This window comes from Marinoscillum pacificum, from assembly GCF_024714495.1.
GTDB lineage: Bacteria > Bacteroidota > Bacteroidia > Cytophagales > Cyclobacteriaceae > Marinoscillum > Marinoscillum pacificum.
In genome coordinates this window covers 1-20,356 of sequence record NZ_JAMZMJ010000009.1, presented here as the reverse complement: position 1 = coordinate 20,356, position 20,356 = coordinate 1, and the positions used below count along the sequence as shown (strand labels likewise).

At 37.5% G+C, this 20,356-nt stretch carries 15 protein-coding genes and 1 tRNA gene; 11 read left to right on the top strand and 5 right to left on the bottom strand.

Annotated features, from left to right (window positions below):
- Positions 1–291: 291 nt before the first annotated feature.
- From NXS00_RS18270 to NXS00_RS18250, 5 genes are read left to right on the top strand one after another with little or no spacing between them, the layout of a single operon-like run.
- Positions 292–3,264, top strand: a complete 2,973-nt coding sequence (locus NXS00_RS18270) for a SusC/RagA family TonB-linked outer membrane protein (protein ID WP_258100703.1) — start codon at positions 292–294, stop codon at positions 3,262–3,264.
- A gap of 26 nt (positions 3,265–3,290) precedes the next feature.
- On the top strand, positions 3,291–4,688 hold the full coding sequence (locus NXS00_RS18265) for a RagB/SusD family nutrient uptake outer membrane protein (RefSeq protein WP_258100702.1): 1,398 nt from the start codon (positions 3,291–3,293) through the stop codon (positions 4,686–4,688).
- An 11-nt stretch (positions 4,689–4,699) separates the two neighbouring features.
- On the top strand, positions 4,700–5,407 hold the full coding sequence (locus NXS00_RS18260) for a hypothetical protein (RefSeq protein ID WP_258100701.1): 708 nt from the start codon (positions 4,700–4,702) through the stop codon (positions 5,405–5,407).
- Between the two features lie 5 nt (positions 5,408–5,412).
- Positions 5,413–6,294 carry a hypothetical protein gene (locus NXS00_RS18255; protein WP_258100700.1) on the top strand — a complete coding sequence of 294 codons (882 nt, stop codon included), beginning with the start codon at positions 5,413–5,415 and terminating at the stop codon, positions 6,292–6,294.
- 54 nt (positions 6,295–6,348) lie between these two features.
- Positions 6,349–9,675 carry a S8 family serine peptidase gene (locus tag NXS00_RS18250; protein ID WP_258100699.1) on the top strand — a complete coding sequence of 1,109 codons (3,327 nt, stop codon included), beginning with the start codon at positions 6,349–6,351 and terminating at the stop codon, positions 9,673–9,675.
- Here NXS00_RS18250 and rfaD read toward each other — a convergent pair.
- Positions 9,656–10,561, bottom strand: coding sequence for an ADP-glyceromanno-heptose 6-epimerase (rfaD, locus tag NXS00_RS18245; protein WP_258100698.1), 906 nt, complete (start codon positions 10,559–10,561; stop codon positions 9,656–9,658). The two genes, NXS00_RS18250 and rfaD, sit on opposite strands and share 20 nt — an antisense overlap.
- 79 nt (positions 10,562–10,640) lie before the next feature.
- Between rfaD and NXS00_RS18240 the strand changes: the two genes are divergently transcribed.
- Together NXS00_RS18240 and lpxB are read left to right on the top strand one after the other, a co-directional pair.
- The gene (locus NXS00_RS18240; protein WP_258100697.1) at positions 10,641–11,060 is read left to right on the top strand and encodes a 6-pyruvoyl trahydropterin synthase family protein; all 420 of its coding nucleotides are present in this window, start codon (positions 10,641–10,643) and stop codon (positions 11,058–11,060) included.
- A 9-nt stretch (positions 11,061–11,069) separates the two neighbouring features.
- A complete protein-coding gene (gene lpxB, locus NXS00_RS18235; RefSeq protein WP_258100696.1) occupies positions 11,070–12,173 on the top strand; it encodes a lipid-A-disaccharide synthase in 1,104 nt (367 codons plus the stop codon).
- Here lpxB and clpX read toward each other — a convergent pair.
- The 4 genes from clpX to NXS00_RS18215 form a co-directional block, all read right to left on the bottom strand.
- Positions 12,159–13,388 carry an ATP-dependent Clp protease ATP-binding subunit ClpX gene (clpX, locus tag NXS00_RS18230; RefSeq protein ID WP_258100695.1) on the bottom strand — a complete coding sequence of 410 codons (1,230 nt, stop codon included), beginning with the start codon at positions 13,386–13,388 and terminating at the stop codon, positions 12,159–12,161. The two genes, lpxB and clpX, sit on opposite strands and share 15 nt — an antisense overlap.
- Position 13,389: 1 nt before the next feature.
- Positions 13,390–14,064, bottom strand: a complete 675-nt coding sequence (locus NXS00_RS18225; RefSeq protein ID WP_258100694.1) for a ClpP family protease — start codon at positions 14,062–14,064, stop codon at positions 13,390–13,392.
- Positions 14,065–14,154: 90 nt separating this feature from the next.
- Positions 14,155–15,477: a trigger factor gene (gene tig / locus NXS00_RS18220; RefSeq protein ID WP_258100693.1), complete on the bottom strand. Its 1,323-nt coding sequence runs from the start codon at positions 15,475–15,477 to the stop codon at positions 14,155–14,157.
- An 88-nt stretch (positions 15,478–15,565) separates the two neighbouring features.
- Positions 15,566–15,647: transfer RNA gene (locus NXS00_RS18215), tRNA-Leu, on the bottom strand.
- 70 nt (positions 15,648–15,717) lie between these two features.
- Between NXS00_RS18215 and NXS00_RS18210 the strand changes: the two genes are divergently transcribed.
- Genes NXS00_RS18210 through NXS00_RS18195 form a run of 4 tightly spaced genes read left to right on the top strand, consistent with a single transcriptional unit; the run spans position 15,718 to position 20,044 of the window.
- Positions 15,718–17,919 (top strand): RelA/SpoT family protein, encoded by a 2,202-nt coding sequence (locus NXS00_RS18210; protein WP_258100692.1) that lies wholly within the window; start codon positions 15,718–15,720, stop codon positions 17,917–17,919.
- Positions 17,920–17,956: 37 nt separating this feature from the next.
- Complete coding sequence (locus NXS00_RS18205) at positions 17,957–18,433, top strand: Fur family transcriptional regulator (RefSeq protein ID WP_258100691.1); 477 nt, start codon at positions 17,957–17,959, stop codon at positions 18,431–18,433.
- Complete coding sequence (locus tag NXS00_RS18200; RefSeq protein WP_258100690.1) at positions 18,423–18,761, top strand: STAS domain-containing protein; 339 nt, start codon at positions 18,423–18,425, stop codon at positions 18,759–18,761. Before NXS00_RS18205 ends, NXS00_RS18200 begins: the two co-directional genes overlap by 11 nt.
- A gap of 5 nt (positions 18,762–18,766) precedes the next feature.
- On the top strand, positions 18,767–20,044 hold the full coding sequence (locus NXS00_RS18195) for an adenylosuccinate synthase (protein ID WP_258100689.1): 1,278 nt from the start codon (positions 18,767–18,769) through the stop codon (positions 20,042–20,044).
- Positions 20,045–20,356: the final 312 nt, after the last annotated feature.

Here is a 20,356-nt window from a genome sequence, read left to right as displayed (position 1 = left end):
AATACTAATTTATTTTGCTGGAAATCACCTTTTTCGATGAAAAAGAGATAAAATAATCCAACTTTTTTAGTCAAAATAAAATATTGGCATCAGGTTTATTTCCGTTGATTATTTGGTGTCGTTTATGCCTGCAAGCATTAAATGAAATTATCTATCAAAACTTATTGCATTTTAATGTCTTTTTAATAATGAGCATGAAAAAACCCGGTGTTAAAAAATACTAAAATGTGCTTCAGGTGATCTAAATTAGGGGAATTGAAACATAATGCTTACATAACAAAACAGTAAAATATGAAGAGGATTCTACTACTGAGTTTGTTCAGTTTTGTTGTTGCATTCGTTGCTACAGCACAACGGACAGTATCTGGTACTGTTACTGATGATTCAGGAGAAACAGTTCCAGGTGTAAACGTAGTTCTTAAAGGAACTACAACAGGAACCACTACTGATTTAGATGGTAATTATCGACTAAGTGTGCCCGAAGAGGGAGGGACCTTAGTGTTTTCATTTATTGGTTTAGCTAGTCAAGAAGTTGAGATTGGCGCTAGATCTGCTATTGATGTTGCAATGGCTTCTGATGTACAACAATTGACAGAAGTTATAGTAACCGGTTACAACAATACGAGCAAAGCCAAATTGACTTCAGCAATTAGTTCAGTTGATGGTGCTCAAATTGAGAGTATTCCAATGCCAGATGTGAATCAATTGATTCAAGGTAGGGCGCCTGGAGTTTACTCTACAGCTCCATCTGGACAGCCTGGTGCTGCTCAAAACATTCGTATTAGGGGAACTGGATCTATTACAGCAGGACGTGGTCCGCTTTATGTAATAGATGGTATTCCTGTTCAGTCAGGAGATTTTACTTCGGCAACCGAAACAGCTGATGTTCTATCAAATATCAACCCTAATGATATTGCTAGCCTGACTGTGTTAAAAGATGCTGCAGCTACAGCTCTTTACGGATCTAGAGGCGGTAATGGTGTGATTTTGATTACGACCAAGAAGGGTAAAGCTGGAGATACTAAAATTACGGCTAGAGCTCAATATGGTATAACAAAACCCCAATTTGGTAACTTCCAAATGATGAGTGCTCAACAAGCTTGGGATTACGAGAGAACTATTCTTGCAAATTCAGGACAAAATGAGGCACAAATTGATGCGAATAGACCAAGCCAAATGTTGGATTCTACTTTCAACTGGGTAGATGCAGCATTTAGAACAGGTAAAACTCAAAATTATGAGGTACAAGCAACTGGTGGAGACGAGTCAACTAGGTATTTTGTAAGTGGAAGTTACTTCCAACAAGATGGTACTTTAATTGAATCTTCATTCAGTAGAGTTTCTGCTAGAGCTAATTTGGATAAAAGATTTAGAGACAATATTGACTTTTCATTGAACTCTAACGTTTCTTATACTGATCAATTAAACGCGGTTGCAGGAAACAGATTTGCTTCTCCGCTATTAGCAGCATTTGTTAATACTCCTTTACAAAGTCCATACAATCCAAATACAGGTCAGCTGTACACCGGCCAGGAACCTGAGTTTGCGATTTTTACAGGAGATAATTTCTTATACTCCACTCCGATTAACCCTGTTACAACTAATACACTTAGAACACTTGGTAAAGGAGTATTGGCTTGGGATATTTTGGATAATTTAAGAGTATCTCAAACTGGTGCAGTGGATTTTGTTTCGATTAAGGAGAATTCTTTCCAGGATCCTACAACGAATGATGGATTTGATAACAATGGTGATATTACAAATGATTACAATGAAAATATCACAGTAACAAGTCAAACTCAGATTAGTGGAGATTGGAAAATCGGCAATGATCATACTTTCGATGCGTTGGCTGTTTATGAATTCCAGAAAAATAGAAGAGAGAATTTTTCTGCCTATGGTGTGGGATTAGCATCTGGTAAGCTGAAAACGCTACAATCTACAGCGGTTCCTCAAGGTGTTGATGGATTTGTTAATGAATTCGCTTTTGAATCAGTACTTGGTCAATTAAATTATAATTACCTAAACAGGTATTATTTCACAGGTTCAGTAAGAAGGGATGGATCATCTCGATTTGGAGCTGAGAATAGATATGCCACTTTTTGGGCAGTTGCAGGTTCATGGAGACTGATTGAGGAAGGGTTTATGCAACCACAAAACATCCTCACTGACGCGAAATTAAGAGTATCATACGGTACTTCTGGAAACGCTTCAATTGGTAACTATGCTTCTTTAGGATTATATGGATTTGGAGTTGCATATAATGGATTGCCAGGTAGCGCTCCATCACAAATTGCAAATCCAGATTTGACATGGGAAACGAGTACAACTCTTAATATTGGAATTGATTTAGGTTTCGTTAAAAATAGAGTGTTGCTAGGTGCTGAACTGTATAATAAAATCTCAGAGAATCTTTTATTAGATGTGCCAGTTTCCAGAACGAGTGGTTTCACTACTGCAACACGAAACATTGGTGAGTTAAGAAACAGAGGAATTGAGTTGACTTTAAGCACAGTAAATCTTGAAGGAGAACTGAAATGGACAACTGATTTTAATATAGCGTATAACGAAAATGAAATCTTGTCACTTCCTGATGGAGAAGATATTGATAACGGAAATCAAGTTTGGAGAGAAGGAAAGCCAATCAGAACCTGGGAGATTCAGAAATGGGCTGGTGTTAATCCAGCTGATGGTACACCATTGTGGTTTACTGAAGATGGCGGCGTAACCGGAAACTATGCTAATGCCGGCTTATTTGAAGTAGGAAATGCAACACCAGATTATATTGGTGGCTTAAGTAATACGTTATCGTATAAAGGTTTAACACTGAATGTCTTCTTTAACTTCGCTTTGGGACATGAGATTTTCAACTCTTCAAGAAGATTTATTGAAAGTGATGGTCAAAGATTTGGCTGGAATCACTTGGAAGTTGCTGGAGAAGACTATTGGACAGCTCCTGGTGATATTGTTAGCAGACCACAGCCTCGTTTGGGTGGAAATAATCAAGCAAACTCAATCAGTACAAGATATTTGGAGGATGGATCATTTGTTAGGTTAAGAAACGTAAACCTTTCATACACTCTTCCTAAGAATGTAATCTCAAAAGTAGGTATGTCTAATGCGAGAATATTTGTGCAAGGCCAAAACTTACTGACTTTCACAAATTATTCCGGTTTTGATCCTGAAGCTGAAGAAGATGGTGACGAATTCTTTAGATACCCAGTTGGTAGAGCATACACCGCGGGTATTGAAATTAGTTTCTAAATCGAAAACATTAAAAAGGAATTAACATGAAAAGAATATTAATAATAAATGCATTTCTACTGCTTTTTGCAATAGGCTGTGGTGAAAAATTGGAATTAGAACCATTCCAGTCACTTTCTACTACTGCATCATTGTCTGATGCTTCGGGTATGGAAGCGGCTTTGGCTGGTGCATATGATGAACTTCAGGATGTCAACTACTATGGGAGAGACTATGTGGTTGTTCCAGAAGTTGGAGGTGATAATGTTTATGTTTCTATAAACAATTCAAATAGATTTTTGACTGAATATAATTACCAAATCAATCAGGATAACGGCTTTGCTGCTAATATTTGGACTGATTTATACGCTGGTATATTGAAGGTAAATAACATTATCAATAACATTGATAATCCTGAAGATTATGTAGATGGTCAGAGAAATAGAATTCTTGGAGAAGCTTTGGCTTTGAGAGCGTTATATTATTTTGATTTAACAAGAGTATTTTGTTTGCCATATGCAGAAGGTAATGGCTCACAATTAGGTGTTCCTGTCACATTGGTTTCTGAAATAGATGAGCCAGCAAGAAATACACTTGGTGAGACTTATACTCAAATTGAAAGTGATTTAGATGAAGCGATTGGATTTTTAGGAAATGCTACTGGTCCTTATAGTTTCACTAAAGATGCGGCAACTGCGCTTAAAGCGCGTGTAATGTTGTATAAAGGCGAATGGAGTACTGCTGACCAACTGGCTTCTAGTTTGCTTGGTTCATATCCACTAACCGCAGCAGCAGATTTGACATCTTATTGGTCAACAAGTGGAAATGATTCTGAAATCTTTACTGTTAGAAGATTGTCAAATGAAAGCTTGGGGTCAGATAACTTAGGTCAAATCTATAATCCACAAGGATATGGGGATATTAGAGTTGCTCAGGATTTACTGGACGAATATGATGCCGCTGATCCAAGACTTGATTTGGTTTATACCCAGCAAGGAGAAGTTTACAATGGTAAATATTTAGCACAAGAGGGAGTTCCAGGATTGATGAATGTGAAAGTTTTGAGATCAGAGGAAATGGTTTTAATTGCAGCTGAGTCTAAAGCAAAACAAAACGATTTCAATGGTGCAAGAAGTGAATTGAATAAGTTGCGTGCAGTTAGAGGTGAAACTAGTGTAGATGCTGCATCTCTTCCAAATGATCAGGTGATCGGAGAGATTTACACAGAGAAAAACAGAGAGTTTGCCTTCGAAGGACATCGTACTTTTGATTTGTGGAGAACAGGAAGGTCTCTTGAAAGAACACAGTGTAATTCTGGGTTAGAGGTAGAAGCTCCTTGTTCGATTGCTGCCAATTCCTATCTTAGAGTTTTCCCAATTCCTAGAGTAGAAATTCAAGTTAACCAGAATATCGAGCAAAACGCTAACTATGGTGATTCAAACTAAGAAGACTTATAATGTCTAGAGTAATATTAATCATTTCTTTCATTATCGTATTTGGAAGCGTTTCCTTGGCTCAAACTGGTCCGTTACTTAACAACTTGGATCAATCTGCAGCCAATCTTACAGACTTGCTTTATAATCGGTATGAAGAAATTTCTGGTGATCCTTACTTAAATAAAGAATTCACAAAAGGGAAGGTTATTACAAACCTGGATAAAGAATTCGTTGATCTAAGTATTAGATATAATATTTATGAGGGCTCATTGGAATTAAAGAAGGATGATAATCGAATAATTGCATTGACAAATGACTTTGTTAAAGAGTTCGATCTTCTAAATTCGGATGGTAAGCGAGTTAAATTCGTGAACACCAAATTTAAGGGACATCCTTTAAAATTCTACCAGGTTTTGCGTCCGGATGGTTTAATGACTCTGTATAAGAATTATGGAGTTCAATTAATCAAGGGTGGTAATACTACACAGCAAACTGGATACAATGCCTCGAGTAAAACTCCTACGGATCGATTTGATAAAGGGTCAAATTATCTAATTGTATTTGACTCTGGAGAGACCGTAAGTTTTGAAAAGTTAAAGCGACGAGATCTCGAGAATGCATTGAAGGGATATGATAAGTTTCAGTCTTTTTTTGACGAGAATAAAGTTAAAATTAATACTGAATCAGATTTGATTAATTTATTAGGACGTCTTGAAATGTTAAAGTGAAAAAGATGAATAAACTAAATAAAATATTAGCATTTGCTGCGCTGGCAGCCATCGGTTTTTCCTGTAATCCGGGATTTGAAGATGATACCGATACTAGTTATGATCCATTTGTACAGTTTTCTACGGGTTCAATTGTTGCTCAGGAAAACGCTGCAAATCCTACCTTCCAATTTGAGGTTCAACTTGTAGGTCCGCAACTTTCCTCTGATCTGGAAGTCGGGTTGAATATTACTGAAACTAATGTGGCGTCAGGTGTTGATTATACTTGGTCTTCAGGAACTTCAGTAACAATTCCTGCCGGCGAATCTACAGCTACAGTATCATTTTCTGTAATCGACAATGATAATATCACTGATGGAGCAAAAGGTCTTAGTGTAACTATTGCTTCAGTAGGTCAAGGATTGGGAACAGCAACTGATGGTTCAGGCAGAAGTGCTGTAGCCATTACTATTACCGAAGATGATTTCTGGTGCCCTAGAAACCTTATGTCAGAATTTGTTCTGTCAGAAGAAGATTTGGGTTACTCTTCTTCTCCGGTTAGTATCTCTATAGTAACAACTCCAGAAGCTTGTTATGGATTTGATATTATTGGAGGAGCAGGTTCTATATTCGCGACAACTGATGCTCGAATGAATGGATTTAGTATTGTAGAAGACTCTCCAGAGTCTTTAACAGGTACGATAGTTGATGGAGACTTCAAAATTTATGCAGCTGATGATGCAGCTGGTGAAAGTCCTTATGCAAATGCAGCTGGAGATGATTATGTTCTTACCATTACAAATGGAGAATATGATTTGGAGAGCGGTGTTATTACAATGGATTATGTGCTTACAGCTGGGGCAACGGTTTACTTCCCAGGTACATTTGTATATGATAACGGAAATTAATTTTATATTAACTTTAATTCAAAAGGGGAGCATAGCTCCCCTTTTTTGTCAGTAATGAAAAAGCTACTTTCAATTCTATTTAGTGTTGTTTTTATAAGCTTTAGTTTGAATGCCCAGATTATAAAAACCTCCGAGGACTTTCAAAGAGAAAAGCAAAAAGCGCTGGATTGGGCATTTGAACACAATGCTCCGGTGAAATTCTCGGATGGTGAAATTTATTATGAACTTCAGTATCTAGGTCCCAATGACCATCCGCTTTATTACAAAACATTAAATGCTAAAGCTGCATCAACCACAGAGATTAATCAGCTCTATTCTGGAGATGAACTTGCATTGAATTTATCCGGAAAAAATATTACGGTTGGAGTATGGGATGGTGGAGGTGTACTTGTTAGTCATGTTGAGTTGGAAGATAAAACAACTCAGCGAGATAATACTAACGGAACATCTGACCATGCAACTCATGTTACAGGTACAATTTTGGCTAAAGGAATTAATCCTGAAGCTAAAGGAATGGCTTACAATGCCAAATCTTATAATTATGATTTTAATGGTGATGATTCGGAAATGAGATCACTTGCTACAGAAGGATTAATACTTTCAAATCACTCATATGGTAGTGTTTTGGGATGGAATTATAATGGGACGGATCAGAAATGGGAATGGTTCGGTGATGCAGATGTAAGTACACTAGAAGATTATAGGTTTGGCTTGTATAATCAAGATGCCTATGTATGGGATGATATAGCCTATGAAAATCAACGATACCTTATTGTGAAGTCAGCAGGAAATGATAGGTCTGATTCAGGTAATGGTACTAGGCCGGCAGATGGTCCCTTTGACATACTTGGACCTCAGGCGTGTGCTAAGAATATTCTTACAGTAGGTGCCGTTACGGCAATTAATGGAGGATATGTAGATCCTCAAAGTGTTGTGATGAGTTCATTTTCAAGTTGGGGACCAACTGATGATGGTAGGATAAAACCTGATATCGTTGGAATGGGAGTAAATGTGCTTTCAAGCGCCGCTTCTGGAGATGAGGATTATTTAACCTTAAGTGGTACGTCAATGTCTGCCCCAAATGTAACTGGAGGGCTTGCTTTGCTGCAGGAATTAGCTGTCGACCTTCATGGCGATATATTAAAGAATTTCATGTTGAAAGGATTGGTGATTCATACTGCACATGAAGCAGGATCCGCAGAAGGCCCAGATTATATATATGGATGGGGATTATTTAGTGGAAAGAATGCTGCTAATCATCTATTGAATTCAACGGCTAGCGGTGATGGATTTAGAATGTTAGAAGACATCATTAATAACGAAGAAAAGAAGACGTATGATTTATCAGTTATCGATTCTTCAAAAGTAGATATTACAATTTGTTGGACAGATCTTCCTGGTAACCCAATTAATGAAGCGGTACTTGACCCCACTGACTTAATGCTAATAAATGACTTGGATATTAGGTTGATTAACAAAGTGTCACAAGAGATAATATATCCTTGGATTATTGATCCAGAAACTAAACAGGTGAGTAAAGGAGATAATTTTCGAGATAATGTTGAGAAAATTCAAGCAATCGTTCCTCCAGGTAATTACCGAATTGAAGTTAGTCATAAAGGAGTACTAGATATCAGTCAGAACTATGGTGTCTTTGTTACATCTAGAAAATTAAATGATATAGAAGGAAAGGCATTCTACTTTCTGGGAAATGGAAAGAATCTAGATGAGTCCGGTGCTTGGTCTTTGTCGAAAGGGGGAAGCTCAACTGTTTTGGTTCCTTCAAGTAGAGATGTTGCAATAGTTAGGGCTGATAGTCAGCTAGATATTGTGATAAATTCAGACTTAAAATTAAAATCTCTTGTTATTTCAGGTAATGCGGAAGTAGTCATTGATCTTAACGGTCATAGTTTAGAGATATCTCAGAACGTTGGAGTATTCAACGAGAATTGTTTAGTACAGAATGGTGAAATACTTATAGCTGGAGTAAATCGTACAGTATTTGAATTTAATGGGAAATCTAATAAGTTAAATTTGAGAGTGACAGATAAAGACTTATTCTTTAAACAGAGTGGTACGGCTAATCAATTTGCTAATATATCGGCAAATAATTCTAATGTTTATTTAAATGATATTTCATTAGAGTTTGATTCGATGATAATTGAAAACTCAAATTTGTTTTCCAATGAGGCGAAACTAAAGGGAGATTATATAGACATTGATAAGAGTACTGGAAATTTATCTGTTCAAACAGTAACAAATGGTTTATGTAAATTTGGCCTGGTAGAGGATGTAAGTATTAGAAATATAAATGGTGAGATTTCTATAGATGTATCAGATTTGTTTATTGGTGACCTGAGATCAGATGGAGGTAAAGTAAACCTAAATGGATATTTCGAATTTGATAGTCTGACCTTAGAAAATGTTGATTCTCTAAAACTACAGTCTGGTTCAAGAATAAACATCCTAAAAGCGTTAAATATTCAATCTTCTTCTATTGTTAAAATTGTTGGCAATAATGGGAAAGCAACTATTTTTTCTGATGCGTTCAATAAGGCTTGTTTAGGCAGTATAGATGTATTGAATGTTGATGCTTTAGGTTCAAGTAAGTTAGTGTTGTCATTAACATCAAGTGTCGAAAATAGTGAAGGTTGGATTATTAGAAATTGTGAAGATGTTCTGGATGCAAATTTTACCTTTGAGTCTGTTTGCAGAGGAGGAATAACTACTTTTCATGATCAAAGTGATGGTGAGCCATTGAGTTGGAGATGGGATTTTGGTGATACAAATTCAGAGGATAATGTTTCATTAACTGAAAACCCAGAACACATTTATAGAGATACTGGTACATATTATGTCCAATTGCGAGTAGTAGATTCTTTTAATGATACGAGTTATTTTGAAAAATCGGTTCGAATTGAAAATGGGAAATTAGGAAACCCACAATTAGAATTGGTTGACGGAGTATTAAAATCAACAGCCTTTGGGAATAGCTATAATTGGTATTACAATGGCGAGCGAATCGAAGGAGAAGAAAGTTCTTCTTTAGCTGGTAATCTGTCTAGTGGAGAGTATTATGTTGAAATAAATAATGCTTCATGTGTAAAGAGGTCACCAATATTCATATTCGAATTATTAAGTACACAATCTACTAGTGATTACAAGGTCTTTCCTAATCCGGCAGCTAGTAAAATTCAAGTTAGTTTCAAAGGGAAGAACTGTTACTATGAACTCCTTGATATAGGAGGTCTCAAAGTTAAAGATGGTATTCTTGATAAAATGGAGGATAACTTGATTGATCTTGAAGGGTTATCAGGAATATATATATTGAGATTGAAGTCTAAAAACGAGGTTAGACTATTCAAAATAATTGTGGAATAACTGGAATGGTTTTAAGAGAGGTTAAATCAGCCTCTGTCACATACTGATACCTCTCTTTTAAACCTTCAGGCATCTCAATGTACTCTATTTGAGGCTCCAGATTCAGTGAAGCGAATACCTGGCGAACCATTTCATTAAAGGTTTTAGCCTTTCCACTTCCGAGATTATAAATACCAGAGTTTTTTCGATGATGCATTAGTTTGATCAATGTATCGACTACATCATCTACGTGAATAAAATCCCTCTTTTGCTCTCCATGAGCTATTCCTTCTTTGTAAGATTTAAACAGCTTTACTTTTCCAGTTTCTTGTATTTGTAAATAGCATTGATGGATCATTGATGCCATCTTTCCTTTGTGCTGCTCATATGGACCATAGACGTTGAAAAACTTAAGTCCTGACCAAAAAAAAGGTTTCCTTTCTTCTGCCAGAGCCCACAGATCGAATTCTTGCTTGGACACTGCATAAGGATTTAAAGGTTTCAGTTGCGGGATTAGCGCTTCATCATCAGAAAAACCTAATTCCCCATTTCCATAGGTGGCTGCAGAACTTGCGTAGATCAGAGGTATTTGTTCTGCTACACATAATTTCCAAATTGATTTACTATACTCGGTATTGAGCTGTCTCAATAGTTGTAAATCCATTTCAGTGGTGTCAGTTCTAGCTCCAAGGTGAAAGATGAATTCGATTGCTTCAGCATTTTCCTTAGCCCAGGGAATAAACGCATTTCGATCAATAGTTGCTAAAAGTTTGGTTCCTTCCAGGTTTGAGTTCTTAAGTTCATTATCAAACTTATCTACAGCAATTAAATGATTGTAGTTCAGTTCGTTTAATGCTCTAATGAGATTGCATCCAATAAATCCTGCAGCACCGGTGATAACTATCATGAATCAAAAATAAATCAAAAATGCCTTCATAGGACTCCATTAAATTACTTTCTATCTTTGCAAGAGAATTCACAAGGGTATGATTTACGTAAGTAGGAAAGAGCATTTCAATGCTGCTCATAAGTTGTACAATCCAGCTTGGAGCAAAGAGAAGAATGTGGAGGTATTTGGGCCATGTGCTAATGAAAACTGGCATGGTCACAATTTCGAATTGATCGTTACGGTAAAAGGGACTCCTGATCCTGATACTGGATTTGTTGTTGACTTGAAAAAGTTAAGTACAGTAATTAGAAGAGAAGTCATAGACAAGGTAGATCACAAGAATTTGAATCTAGATGTGCCATTTATGGCTGATAAGCTAGCTAGTTGTGAAACTCTGATCATCGAGTTTTGGAAGATTTTGGAGCCAGAAGTAAAAGCCATTGCCAAATTTGGTCAGCTGCATCAATTAAAACTCTATGAAACTCCAAGAAACTACGTGGAGTATTTTGGGGAGTAAATCCTTGATATGAAATACTTCATCGTAGTTGGCGAGCGCTCTGGCGACCTTCACGGGGCAAACTTGATTACCCAGATCAAGCTTTTGGATCCAAAAGGGGAGATTTATGCTTGGGGTGGTCAGCAAATGGGTGATGCTGGTGCTACTATTCTCGAGGACTATAAATCAATCAATTTTATTGGGCTGTCAGAAGTGTTGAGTAATCTGCTTCACGTCAATAAGAAGTTGAAGCTCTGTAAACAACAGATAGAACAGCTTAAGCCTGATTGCCTTGTTCTAATAGATAGTCCTGGATTTAATTTGAGAATCGCTGCTTATGCCAGGCAGCTTGGTATTAAAACGACCTATTACATTTCCCCAAAGATTTGGGCCTGGAATAAATCGAGAATTAGGAAGATTAAAGAATCTGTAGATCAGATGATGGTCATTCTGCCTTTTGAAAAACAATTTTACAGGCAGGAATCCATGGATGTTGAGTATGTGGGAAATCCTATTCTCGATGCATTGAACAATTACGAGCCAGATCAAGCTTTCCTTAGCAAATACAATCCTCGAAAGACAATAGCTGTATTGCCTGGTAGTCGAACATCAGAAGTGAGAAATGCTGTAAAAGTCATTCAGGAATTAGTGGTTGTCTTCGAAGAAATTAAGTTCCTCATAGCAGCCGTAGATAATGTGAACGAGCGACTCTATAAACCTCTTCTTAGTCATGATAATGTCGAGATCATAAAAGGAAAAACTTATGATGTTCTTAAAGCTTCTTCCGCTGCAGTTGTCACTTCCGGTACGGCCACATTAGAGGCTGCTTTATTAGGTATTCCTCAAGTAGTAGTTTACAAGACGAGTTTGCTGACATATGTTGCAGCTAAACTACTGTTAAAAGTTCCTTATATCTCGTTGGTTAATCTGATTGCTGGGCATCGTGTAGTGACTGAGCTTATTCAAGGTGATTATGATTCAGCCAATGTAGTTGCTGAGTTAGAAAGCTTATTAACTGATGAGGGTACCAAAAAAAGAATCTCCGAAGGTTATTCGGAGATTCGTAAAGTTTTAGGTGACAAAAGCGCATCTAAAAATGCTGCTGAGATCATCTATAAATTATGCAGCTCTTAACTTATTGAATTTCGATTTCTCGAATTTCTCAGAAGCATAATCTTTGGTTATTTCCATTTCCTTGATGTCCTGACTTGAAGGAATTTCAAACATCGCATCCGTTATAATTGCTTCACAGATTGAACGCAAACCTCTTGCTCCGAGCTTAAACTCCATAGCTTTATCTACGATGTAAGCCAAAGCATCCTTACTGAAGGTAAGTTTGACATCTTCCATGTCAAATAGCTTTTCGTACTGTTTGATTAAAGCATTCTTTGGTTCTGTAAGAATGCGTTGCAACGCATCTCCATTCAAAGGATCCAAATGAGTCAATACAGGCAGACGACCAATCAATTCCGGAATCAATCCAAAACTCTTAAGATCTTGTGCAGTGATATACTGTAGCAAGTTCTCTTTGTCAATTTGTCCCATATCAAAGTCGTCCTTACTTGCAAATCCAATAGGACGAGTATTCAATCTATTCGCAATATGACGTTCAATACCATCAAATGCTCCACCACAGATGAATAGGATATTCTCAGTGTTTACAGTGATCATTTTTTGATCTGGGTGCTTTCTTCCTCCTTGAGGCGGAACATTCACAGATGTGCCTTCCAAAAGTTTTAAAAGCGCTTGCTGTACACCTTCACCACTCACGTCTCTTGTGATGGATGGGTTGTCCGACTTTCTAGCGATCTTATCTATCTCATCGATATAAACAATGCCTCGCTCAGCTGCCTCAACTTCATAGTTAGCGGCTTGCAAAAGTCTGGTCAAGATACTTTCCACATCTTCACCTACATATCCTGCCTCAGTGAGTACAGTTGCGTCAGCTATACAGAATGGCACTTGAAGAATCTTAGCAAGAGTTCTTGCTAGATAAGTTTTACCTGTTCCTGTCTGACCAACCATTACAATGTTTGATTTTTCAATCACTACATCGTCTTTACTGTCGGCTTGCATCAATCGCTTGTAGTGGTTATAGACCGCTACTGACATGTACCGTTTAGCTTCATCCTGCCCAATCACAAATTCATCAAGGTGGGATTTCATATCCGCAGGCTTGATTAAGTTGAATTTTGGACTCTCAGTTGTGCTCTTTGTTTTTAGCTCCTCATTTAGGATCTGCTGAGCCTGAGATATACACTTATCACATATGTGAGCGTGAATCCCAGAGATCATCAGGTCTACATCCTTCTTATTTCTCCCACAGAAGCTACACGTTACCTGTGCCATTTTACTTGTTTTTACGTTCTAATACTTCGTCGATAAGGCCATATTCCTTAGCTTCCGAAGCTCTCATCCAGTAATCTCTGTCTGAGTCTTTTTCAATTTGCTCGTATGATTTACCAGTATGATGAGCCAATATTTCATAAAGATCTTTTCTAAGCTCTTGCATTTGCTTCAAAGTGATCTCCATGTCTCTTGATTGACCCTGCATTCCACCACTTGGTTGGTGAATCATAATTCTAGAGTGCGGTAGGGCAGATCTTTTACCTTTTGCTCCACCAGACATAAGTACAGCACCCATAGATGCAGCCATGCCAGTACAGATAGTATTCACATCTGGACTTACCAGTTGCATGGTGTCGTACATACCTAAACCTGCATATACAGATCCTCCAGGACTATTAATATACAAAAGGATATCCTTTTTAGAGTCAACAGACTCTAAGAAAAGCAGCTGTGCAGTGATAATATTTGCAATATTCTCCTCTACTTGCATGCCAAGGAAAATAATTCTATCCATTATTAGTCTTGAGAATACATCAATTTCAGCAAATCTCGTAGGTCTCTCCTCGATTACTGAACGGGTCATGTTTTCTACTCTATTAGTATATGTATCAAAAGTTAATCCATTGATACCCTGGCCTTTTACGGCAAACTTGCGGAATTCTTCTTTATTGATCATGAGTTCAATTTAGCTTACTAAGCAAAAATAAAAAAGTCCTTAGTATACTAAGGACTCTTTATAAACTTGTTTTGTATGCACTAAGTTTCCTTAAAGCTTACGGAATTCATCCATTGTTACTTTTTTCTCTTTAATAGAGATATTGTCTTTAATGAATGAGAATACTTTTTTGTTCTGAACCTGGTTGTAAACTTTCATGTAGTTGTCACCATTTTCAGCTTGAAGGTAGTTTTGAGCAAACATATCTAGCTTATCTTCCATCTGACCCATTAGGCCAGCTTGTCCAAATTGCTGTCTGATCAATTCTTTTGCCTCTTCAATTACTTCCTCGTTTTCTACTTTGAAATCTTGATCTTTTACAATTTTGTTTCTGATCAATGACCACTTAAGCTCGTTTACGTATGTCTGGTACTCGTTTTGAAGTACTTCAGGAGTAATCTGATCGTTAGTTTTTACTAACCAATCTTTTAAGAATTCATCAGGAGTGTTGATTTTCGCTTGATCAACCAATTTTTCTCTTAGTTGGAATTCGAAGTAGCGCTCTTCTTCGTTTTTGAAGTTACCTTCTACAGATTCAGCAACTTTTGCTCTGAATTCTTTTTCGTCTTTTACGTTTCCTTCACCAAAAGTCTTGTCAAACAACTCCTGGTTTACCTCAGCAAGCTTTTGTCTGCTGATTCCTTTAACAGTAAAAGTCAATTTTCCTTTTAGAGCATCAAACTCGTCATGAGAGATACCCAATTGGTGGTGAAGTTTGTGACTGTCAGTGTAAAGTTTCTTAGGATCTAACTCTACTTCTTCGTCAACTTTTACACCTGTAAGTTTTTTAGCAGCAGCTTTTTCACAGTCTTTTAAGTCAATGCTGATCTCTTTGTCGATCTCACCATCTTTACTTTTGATAGGGCCATAAGCCATATCAGTTGCCTCTGTTACTTCAGCAGTTTCAGTCTCACCAAATTGACTCTGTAAGTTTTCGATAGTCTCATCGATTACTTTATCATCGATTTTGATCGAGTGCTTGTCGATTTTTACTTTGCTATCTATTGGAAGATCAAAGTCTTCTGCCCATCCTACATTGTAAGAAAACTCAAAGTCTTTTTGAGTATCAAAATCAATGCTGTCGAAATCAGCCTCGTTCGGCATTGGCTCTCCTAAGAATTGCAAATCGCTTTCCCTTAAGTAAGAGTTTAGCTTATCAGAAACTAATTTGTTGATTTCTTCAACCTTGATTGACTTCCCATACATCTGCTTGATTAAGCCTGTTGGAACCTTCCCTGGGCGGAAACCTTTCAGATTAGCTTTCTTGCTGTAATCCTTAATCTTTTCGTTTACTCCCGGTTGGTAATCAGCTTCGTTTAATTTAACTTTAATTAAACCTGTGGTCTTGTCGATTTTGTCAAGTGTGATTTCCAATTTGGTGCGTATTAATGTTTATAAAAATAAAAACCCTCTTACAAATCTCGATTGTTATCAAGAAACGGAAGAGGGTTGTTTTATTGAGTGCGGATGGAGGGACTCGAACCCCCATGCCTCGCGGCGCTAGATCCTAAGTCTAGTGCGTCTACCAATTTCGCCACATCCGCGTGTGAAACGGAGTGCAAATATAGATAAAAGTTTAATTTTGTCAAGAGTGCTTGAAAAAATTTTTAATTAATGATTGAGATTGATTTAGAAGAAGAGAAAAAGGAGATCATTAGGAGGTATCGAAAACTGCTTAGACACGCCAAACCGATACTAAAAGACGGAGATGCGAAATTCATCAAAAAAGCATTTTACCTATCAATGGAGGCGCATAAGGATATGCGTCGTAAATCTGGAGAACCTTATATATATCACCCATTAGAGGTAGCCCAAATTTGTGTTAGTGAAATTGGACTTGGTACCACTTCTATTGTATCAGCTCTGCTTCATGATGTAGTAGAAGATACAGAAGTATCTCTTACAGATATAGAAAAAGGATATGGAGTAAAGGTTAGAAAGATCATAGATGGCCTAACCAAGATATCTGGAGTATTCGAACAAGGTAGCTCACAGCAAGCGGAGAACTTCCGTAAAATGTTGCTGACCCTCTCTGAAGATGTTAGGGTTATACTTATAAAGCTGGCCGACAGATTACATAATATGAGAACTCTTGGAAGTATGCCAAGAGACAAGCAGCTGAAAATTGCTAACGAGACTATATATCTATATGCACCATTAGCTCATAGACTAGGACTTTATGCTATTAAGTCAGAGCTAGAAGATCTCTATTTAAAGTATACAGATAGAGAGGCGTATGTGCACATTGCTAATAAGATCAATGCTACTAAGGATGCTCGAAACAAATTCATTCGAAACTTCATCAAGCCAATAAAAGAAGAGCTCAATTCTCAGAGTTTCAATTATGAGATAAAGGGTCGACCAAAATCTATTCATAGTATCAATAATAAGATGCGAAAACAAAATGTGCCTTTCGAAGAGGTCTATGATTTGTTTGCTATTCGAATCATCGTTGATACAGAGATGGAACAGGAAAAGGCTGCTTGTTGGCAAGTCTATTCTATAGTGACAGATTATTATCAGCCAAATCCAGATAGATTGAGAGATTGGATTAATATTCCTAAGGCTAACGGCTATGAATCCTTACATACTACAGTAATGAGTGGTAAAGGACAATGGGTAGAAGTGCAGATCCGAACCAGGCGAATGGATGAAATCGCTGAGAAAGGATATGCTGCTCATTGGAAATATAAAGAGAGCAAAAACCCTGATGCCGATAAAGGTCTTGAAATGTGGATCGGTAAGGTTCGGGAAATCCTTGAACAAAACGATGCCTCAGCCATTGAGTTTGTTGATGATTTCAGATCTAACCTATTCCAGGAAGAAGTTTTTGCATTTACACCAAAAGGAGATCTTATCACATTGCCAAACGGTGCCACTGCTTTGGACTTTGCATTTGATATACATACAGAGGTAGGTGCTCGTTGTTTAGGAGCTAAGGTCAATCAGAAGTTGGTACCACTTAATTATGTATTGAAGAATGGTGACCAGATTGAGATACTTACTTCCAAAAAGCAGCGACCAAATGAAGATTGGTTAAAGTATGTAGTAAGTTCCAAAGCAAAGTCTAGTATTAAGGAATCCTTAAAAGAAGAGAAGAAACAATTTGCTGCTGAAGGGCGTGAGGTAGTCAAGCGTAAATTGAAGCAACTCAAGATTCCTTTCAGTCAGGAAACAATTGAGCAACTCACAGCTCATTTCGAAGTTAAAACTCCAACAGATCTATTCTATCTTATAGGTAAGGGAAAAATTGATCACTCTCTTATTAAGAAATTCAACGAGAAGAAAGAGAAAGAACATAAGTATCGCAGAGTTTCAGATGCGAAAGGAATGCAGTCTCAGATTAAGAAAGTTCGTGAGAAGGATTACGATCTTTTATTAATAGGGGAGGACATGGATGTGGTGGACTATAAGTTTGCCAAATGCTGCAATCCTATTCCTGGTGATGATGTCTTCGGTTTCGTTACAGTAAATGATGGAATCAAAATACATAGAACTACTTGTCCTAATGCGGCAGAACTACTTTCCAATTATGGCTATCGGGTAGTTAAAGCGAAATGGACATCTAGTCAGGATAATTCGTTCCTTGCCGGTCTTCACATTATTGGAACCGACCGCATTGGTTTGATCAATGACATCTCAAGCATTATTTCTGGAGAACTCAAGGTGAATATGCGTTCTATAACTATTAACACAGAAGGAGGAATCTTTGAAGGCGAAATACAATTATATGTAAGTGATACACATCACGTTGATCAGCTCATTGAAAAATTGGAGCAAGTGCAAGGTGTTGTGTCAGTTACCAGAGACAGCTAATTGATTTTTCAACATCTCATCTATATTTGTATAAAATTTGAGCCAAGTGATCGTATTTGAGGAAGTTAAAAACATATTTACCGAGTATTTAGAAAAGAAGGGACTGAGAAAAACTCCTGAGAGATACGCTATTCTAGAAGAAATATATTCGCGTAATGGTCATTTTGACGTAGAGTCCTTATACATTAGCATGAAGGATAAGAACTACAGGGTGAGTAGAGCTACAGTTTACAATACTCTGGATCTTCTTGTGGAATGTGACTTGGTGACTAAACATCAGTTTGGCAAGAACCTGGCACAGTATGAAAAATCATACGGTTACAGACAGCATGATCACTTAATTTGCACAGATTGCAATAAGGTGATGGAGTTTTGCGATCCGCGAATCCAAAATATCCAAAATACCGTTGGTCAACTTTTACAGTTTGATGTTGTTCAGCATTCGTTGATACTACATGCCAACTGTAAACGTGAAAACTGTGAGAACAAAAGAAATAACAAGAATGAATTATAAGCACACACTTACTGGAGATCAGCTAAGACTTGTTTTTAATGGAGACCTAATCGGTGAAAACAATGGACCCGAATTGGTTGAGCTAGTTAACAACACTTTAAGCAAGGGTGCTAAGTATTGTTTGATTGATATCGCTGACGTTCGTTACATTAATAGTAGCGGCATCGGGGTTTTGATTACCATACTTACCAAATTCAGAAATAAAGGTGGTGAGCTTTTCTTGATCAAGCCTTCAGAGCATGTGAAAAAGCTATTGATCATCACCAAACTTCAAGCGATTTTTAACATTGTAGATACAGAAGAGCAAGCGCTCGGTAAAATCAACTAAACTTAATGGCAGCAGTAGACATCTTATTAGGCCTTCAATGGGGAGATGAGGGTAAAGGAAAGGTTGTGGATTTTTTGGCACCAAAATACAATGTGGTGGCAAGATTTCAAGGTGGGCCAAATGCAGGGCACACTTTAGAGTTTGATGGACATAAGCATGTTTTACACCAAATACCATCTGGGATTTTCCATGAAGGTATATTGAATGTGATTGGAAATGGTGTTGTTCTTGACCCAATTACATTTAAAAAGGAAATAGAAGGACTGGCTCCTTTTAATCTGGATTTGAAACGCCATTTGGTTATTTCCAATAAGACCCAAATGATCATTCCTACTCATAGAATGCTTGACAAAGCCTATGAGATTGCAAAGGGAGATAAAAAGATTGGATCCACTTTACGTGGAATCGGTCCGACGTATCAAGACAAAGCTGCGCGTAAGGGTTTAAGAATTGGTGATATCAACGAACCTGATTTTGATTCTCGTTATCAGCAGTTAAGAGACTTCCATTTAGAAATACTTGAGCGATACAATTTCGAGGCAGATCTTAAGGAAGAAGAGAAGCAATTCTTCGAAGCATGCGAAGTTGTTCGTGAGTTCGATATACTTAGTACAGAGTACTTGATCAACCAAGCTTTGGTTGACGGACAAAGTGTATTAGCAGAAGGAGCACAAGGCTCTTTATTAGATATTGACTTTGGTAGCTATCCATTCGTGACTAGTAGCAATACTATTGCAGCTGGAGCATGTACCGGATTAGGTGTTGCCCCTGGTAAGATTGGAGAAGTCTATGGAATCTTCAAAGCATATTGCACAAGAGTGGGATCCGGGCCGTTCCCAACAGAACTACATGGAGATGCAGGGGAAGAACTGCGCAAACTAGGTAATGAGTTTGGCGCTACTACTGGTCGTCCTAGAAGATGTGGTTGGTTAGATCTTCCTGCATTGAACTACACATGTATGCTCAATGGAGTGACCCAACTATTCATGATGAAAGCTGATGTGCTTTCGGATATGGACGAAATCAAAATCTGCGAAGGCTATAAAGTAGGAGATGCTATTACACACGAACTTCCGCTTTATTTAGATAAAGATGGTCTTGGTTTGGAGTTCCAGTCTTTCAAAGGATGGAAGAATAATGACATTCCAAGCTTTAGCCAGCTTCCGCAAGAGTTATCAGATTATGTTGCTTACATCGAAAAGCAAACAAATACTCCTATTAGCTTGATTTCATTAGGTCCTGATCGTACTCAGACCTTGATGAAAGAAGAGATTTCCAAATAATTCAAACAATAACTAACAGTAATTCAACGAGATAAGGATTTTGTTGTAGAAATCTTAAATTTTCTTTGTTTGGAAGTTAGGAATTGGGGAAAATGTTGACTTATCTTTGCGTCCCGTTTGAGAGGAACGGGCGTGCAAAGAGGCGGTACTGAGGGATATTTTTGAGTGTTTGGTTAGTGATAATCAGGCGTCAGGAAGATGAATCAGGAAGCCAGATTGAAATACTGAAAGGAGAGAAAAAAAAGATTTGATTTTTTCTTTTTAATTAAAATCTCTTCTCTATCTTTGCGTCCCGTTTGAGAGAAACGGCGC

Excerpts from the sequence above, each read along its gene's own strand:
- NXS00_RS18265 (WP_258100702.1), top strand. The coding sequence starts at position 3,291 with ATGAAAAGAATATTAATAATAAATGCATTTCTACTGCTTTTTGCAATA.
- rfaD (WP_258100698.1), bottom strand. The coding sequence starts at position 10,561 with ATGATAGTTATCACCGGTGCTGCAGGATTTATTGGATGCAATCTCATT.
- NXS00_RS18240 (WP_258100697.1), top strand. The coding sequence starts at position 10,641 with ATGATTTACGTAAGTAGGAAAGAGCATTTCAATGCTGCTCATAAGTTG.
- NXS00_RS18225 (WP_258100694.1), bottom strand. The coding sequence starts at position 14,064 with ATGATCAATAAAGAAGAATTCCGCAAGTTTGCCGTAAAAGGCCAGGGT.
- NXS00_RS18195 (WP_258100689.1), top strand. The coding sequence starts at position 18,767 with ATGGCAGCAGTAGACATCTTATTAGGCCTTCAATGGGGAGATGAGGGT.
- NXS00_RS18270 (WP_258100703.1), top strand. The coding sequence starts at position 292 with ATGAAGAGGATTCTACTACTGAGTTTGTTCAGTTTTGTTGTTGCATTC.
- NXS00_RS18200 (WP_258100690.1), top strand. The coding sequence starts at position 18,423 with ATGAATTATAAGCACACACTTACTGGAGATCAGCTAAGACTTGTTTTT.
- lpxB (WP_258100696.1), top strand. The coding sequence starts at position 11,070 with ATGAAATACTTCATCGTAGTTGGCGAGCGCTCTGGCGACCTTCACGGG.
- clpX (WP_258100695.1), bottom strand. The coding sequence starts at position 13,388 with ATGGCACAGGTAACGTGTAGCTTCTGTGGGAGAAATAAGAAGGATGTA.
- NXS00_RS18250 (WP_258100699.1), top strand. The coding sequence starts at position 6,349 with ATGAAAAAGCTACTTTCAATTCTATTTAGTGTTGTTTTTATAAGCTTT.
- NXS00_RS18260 (WP_258100701.1), top strand. The coding sequence starts at position 4,700 with ATGTCTAGAGTAATATTAATCATTTCTTTCATTATCGTATTTGGAAGC.
- NXS00_RS18210 (WP_258100692.1), top strand. The coding sequence starts at position 15,718 with ATGATTGAGATTGATTTAGAAGAAGAGAAAAAGGAGATCATTAGGAGG.
- NXS00_RS18255 (WP_258100700.1), top strand. The coding sequence starts at position 5,413 with ATGAATAAACTAAATAAAATATTAGCATTTGCTGCGCTGGCAGCCATC.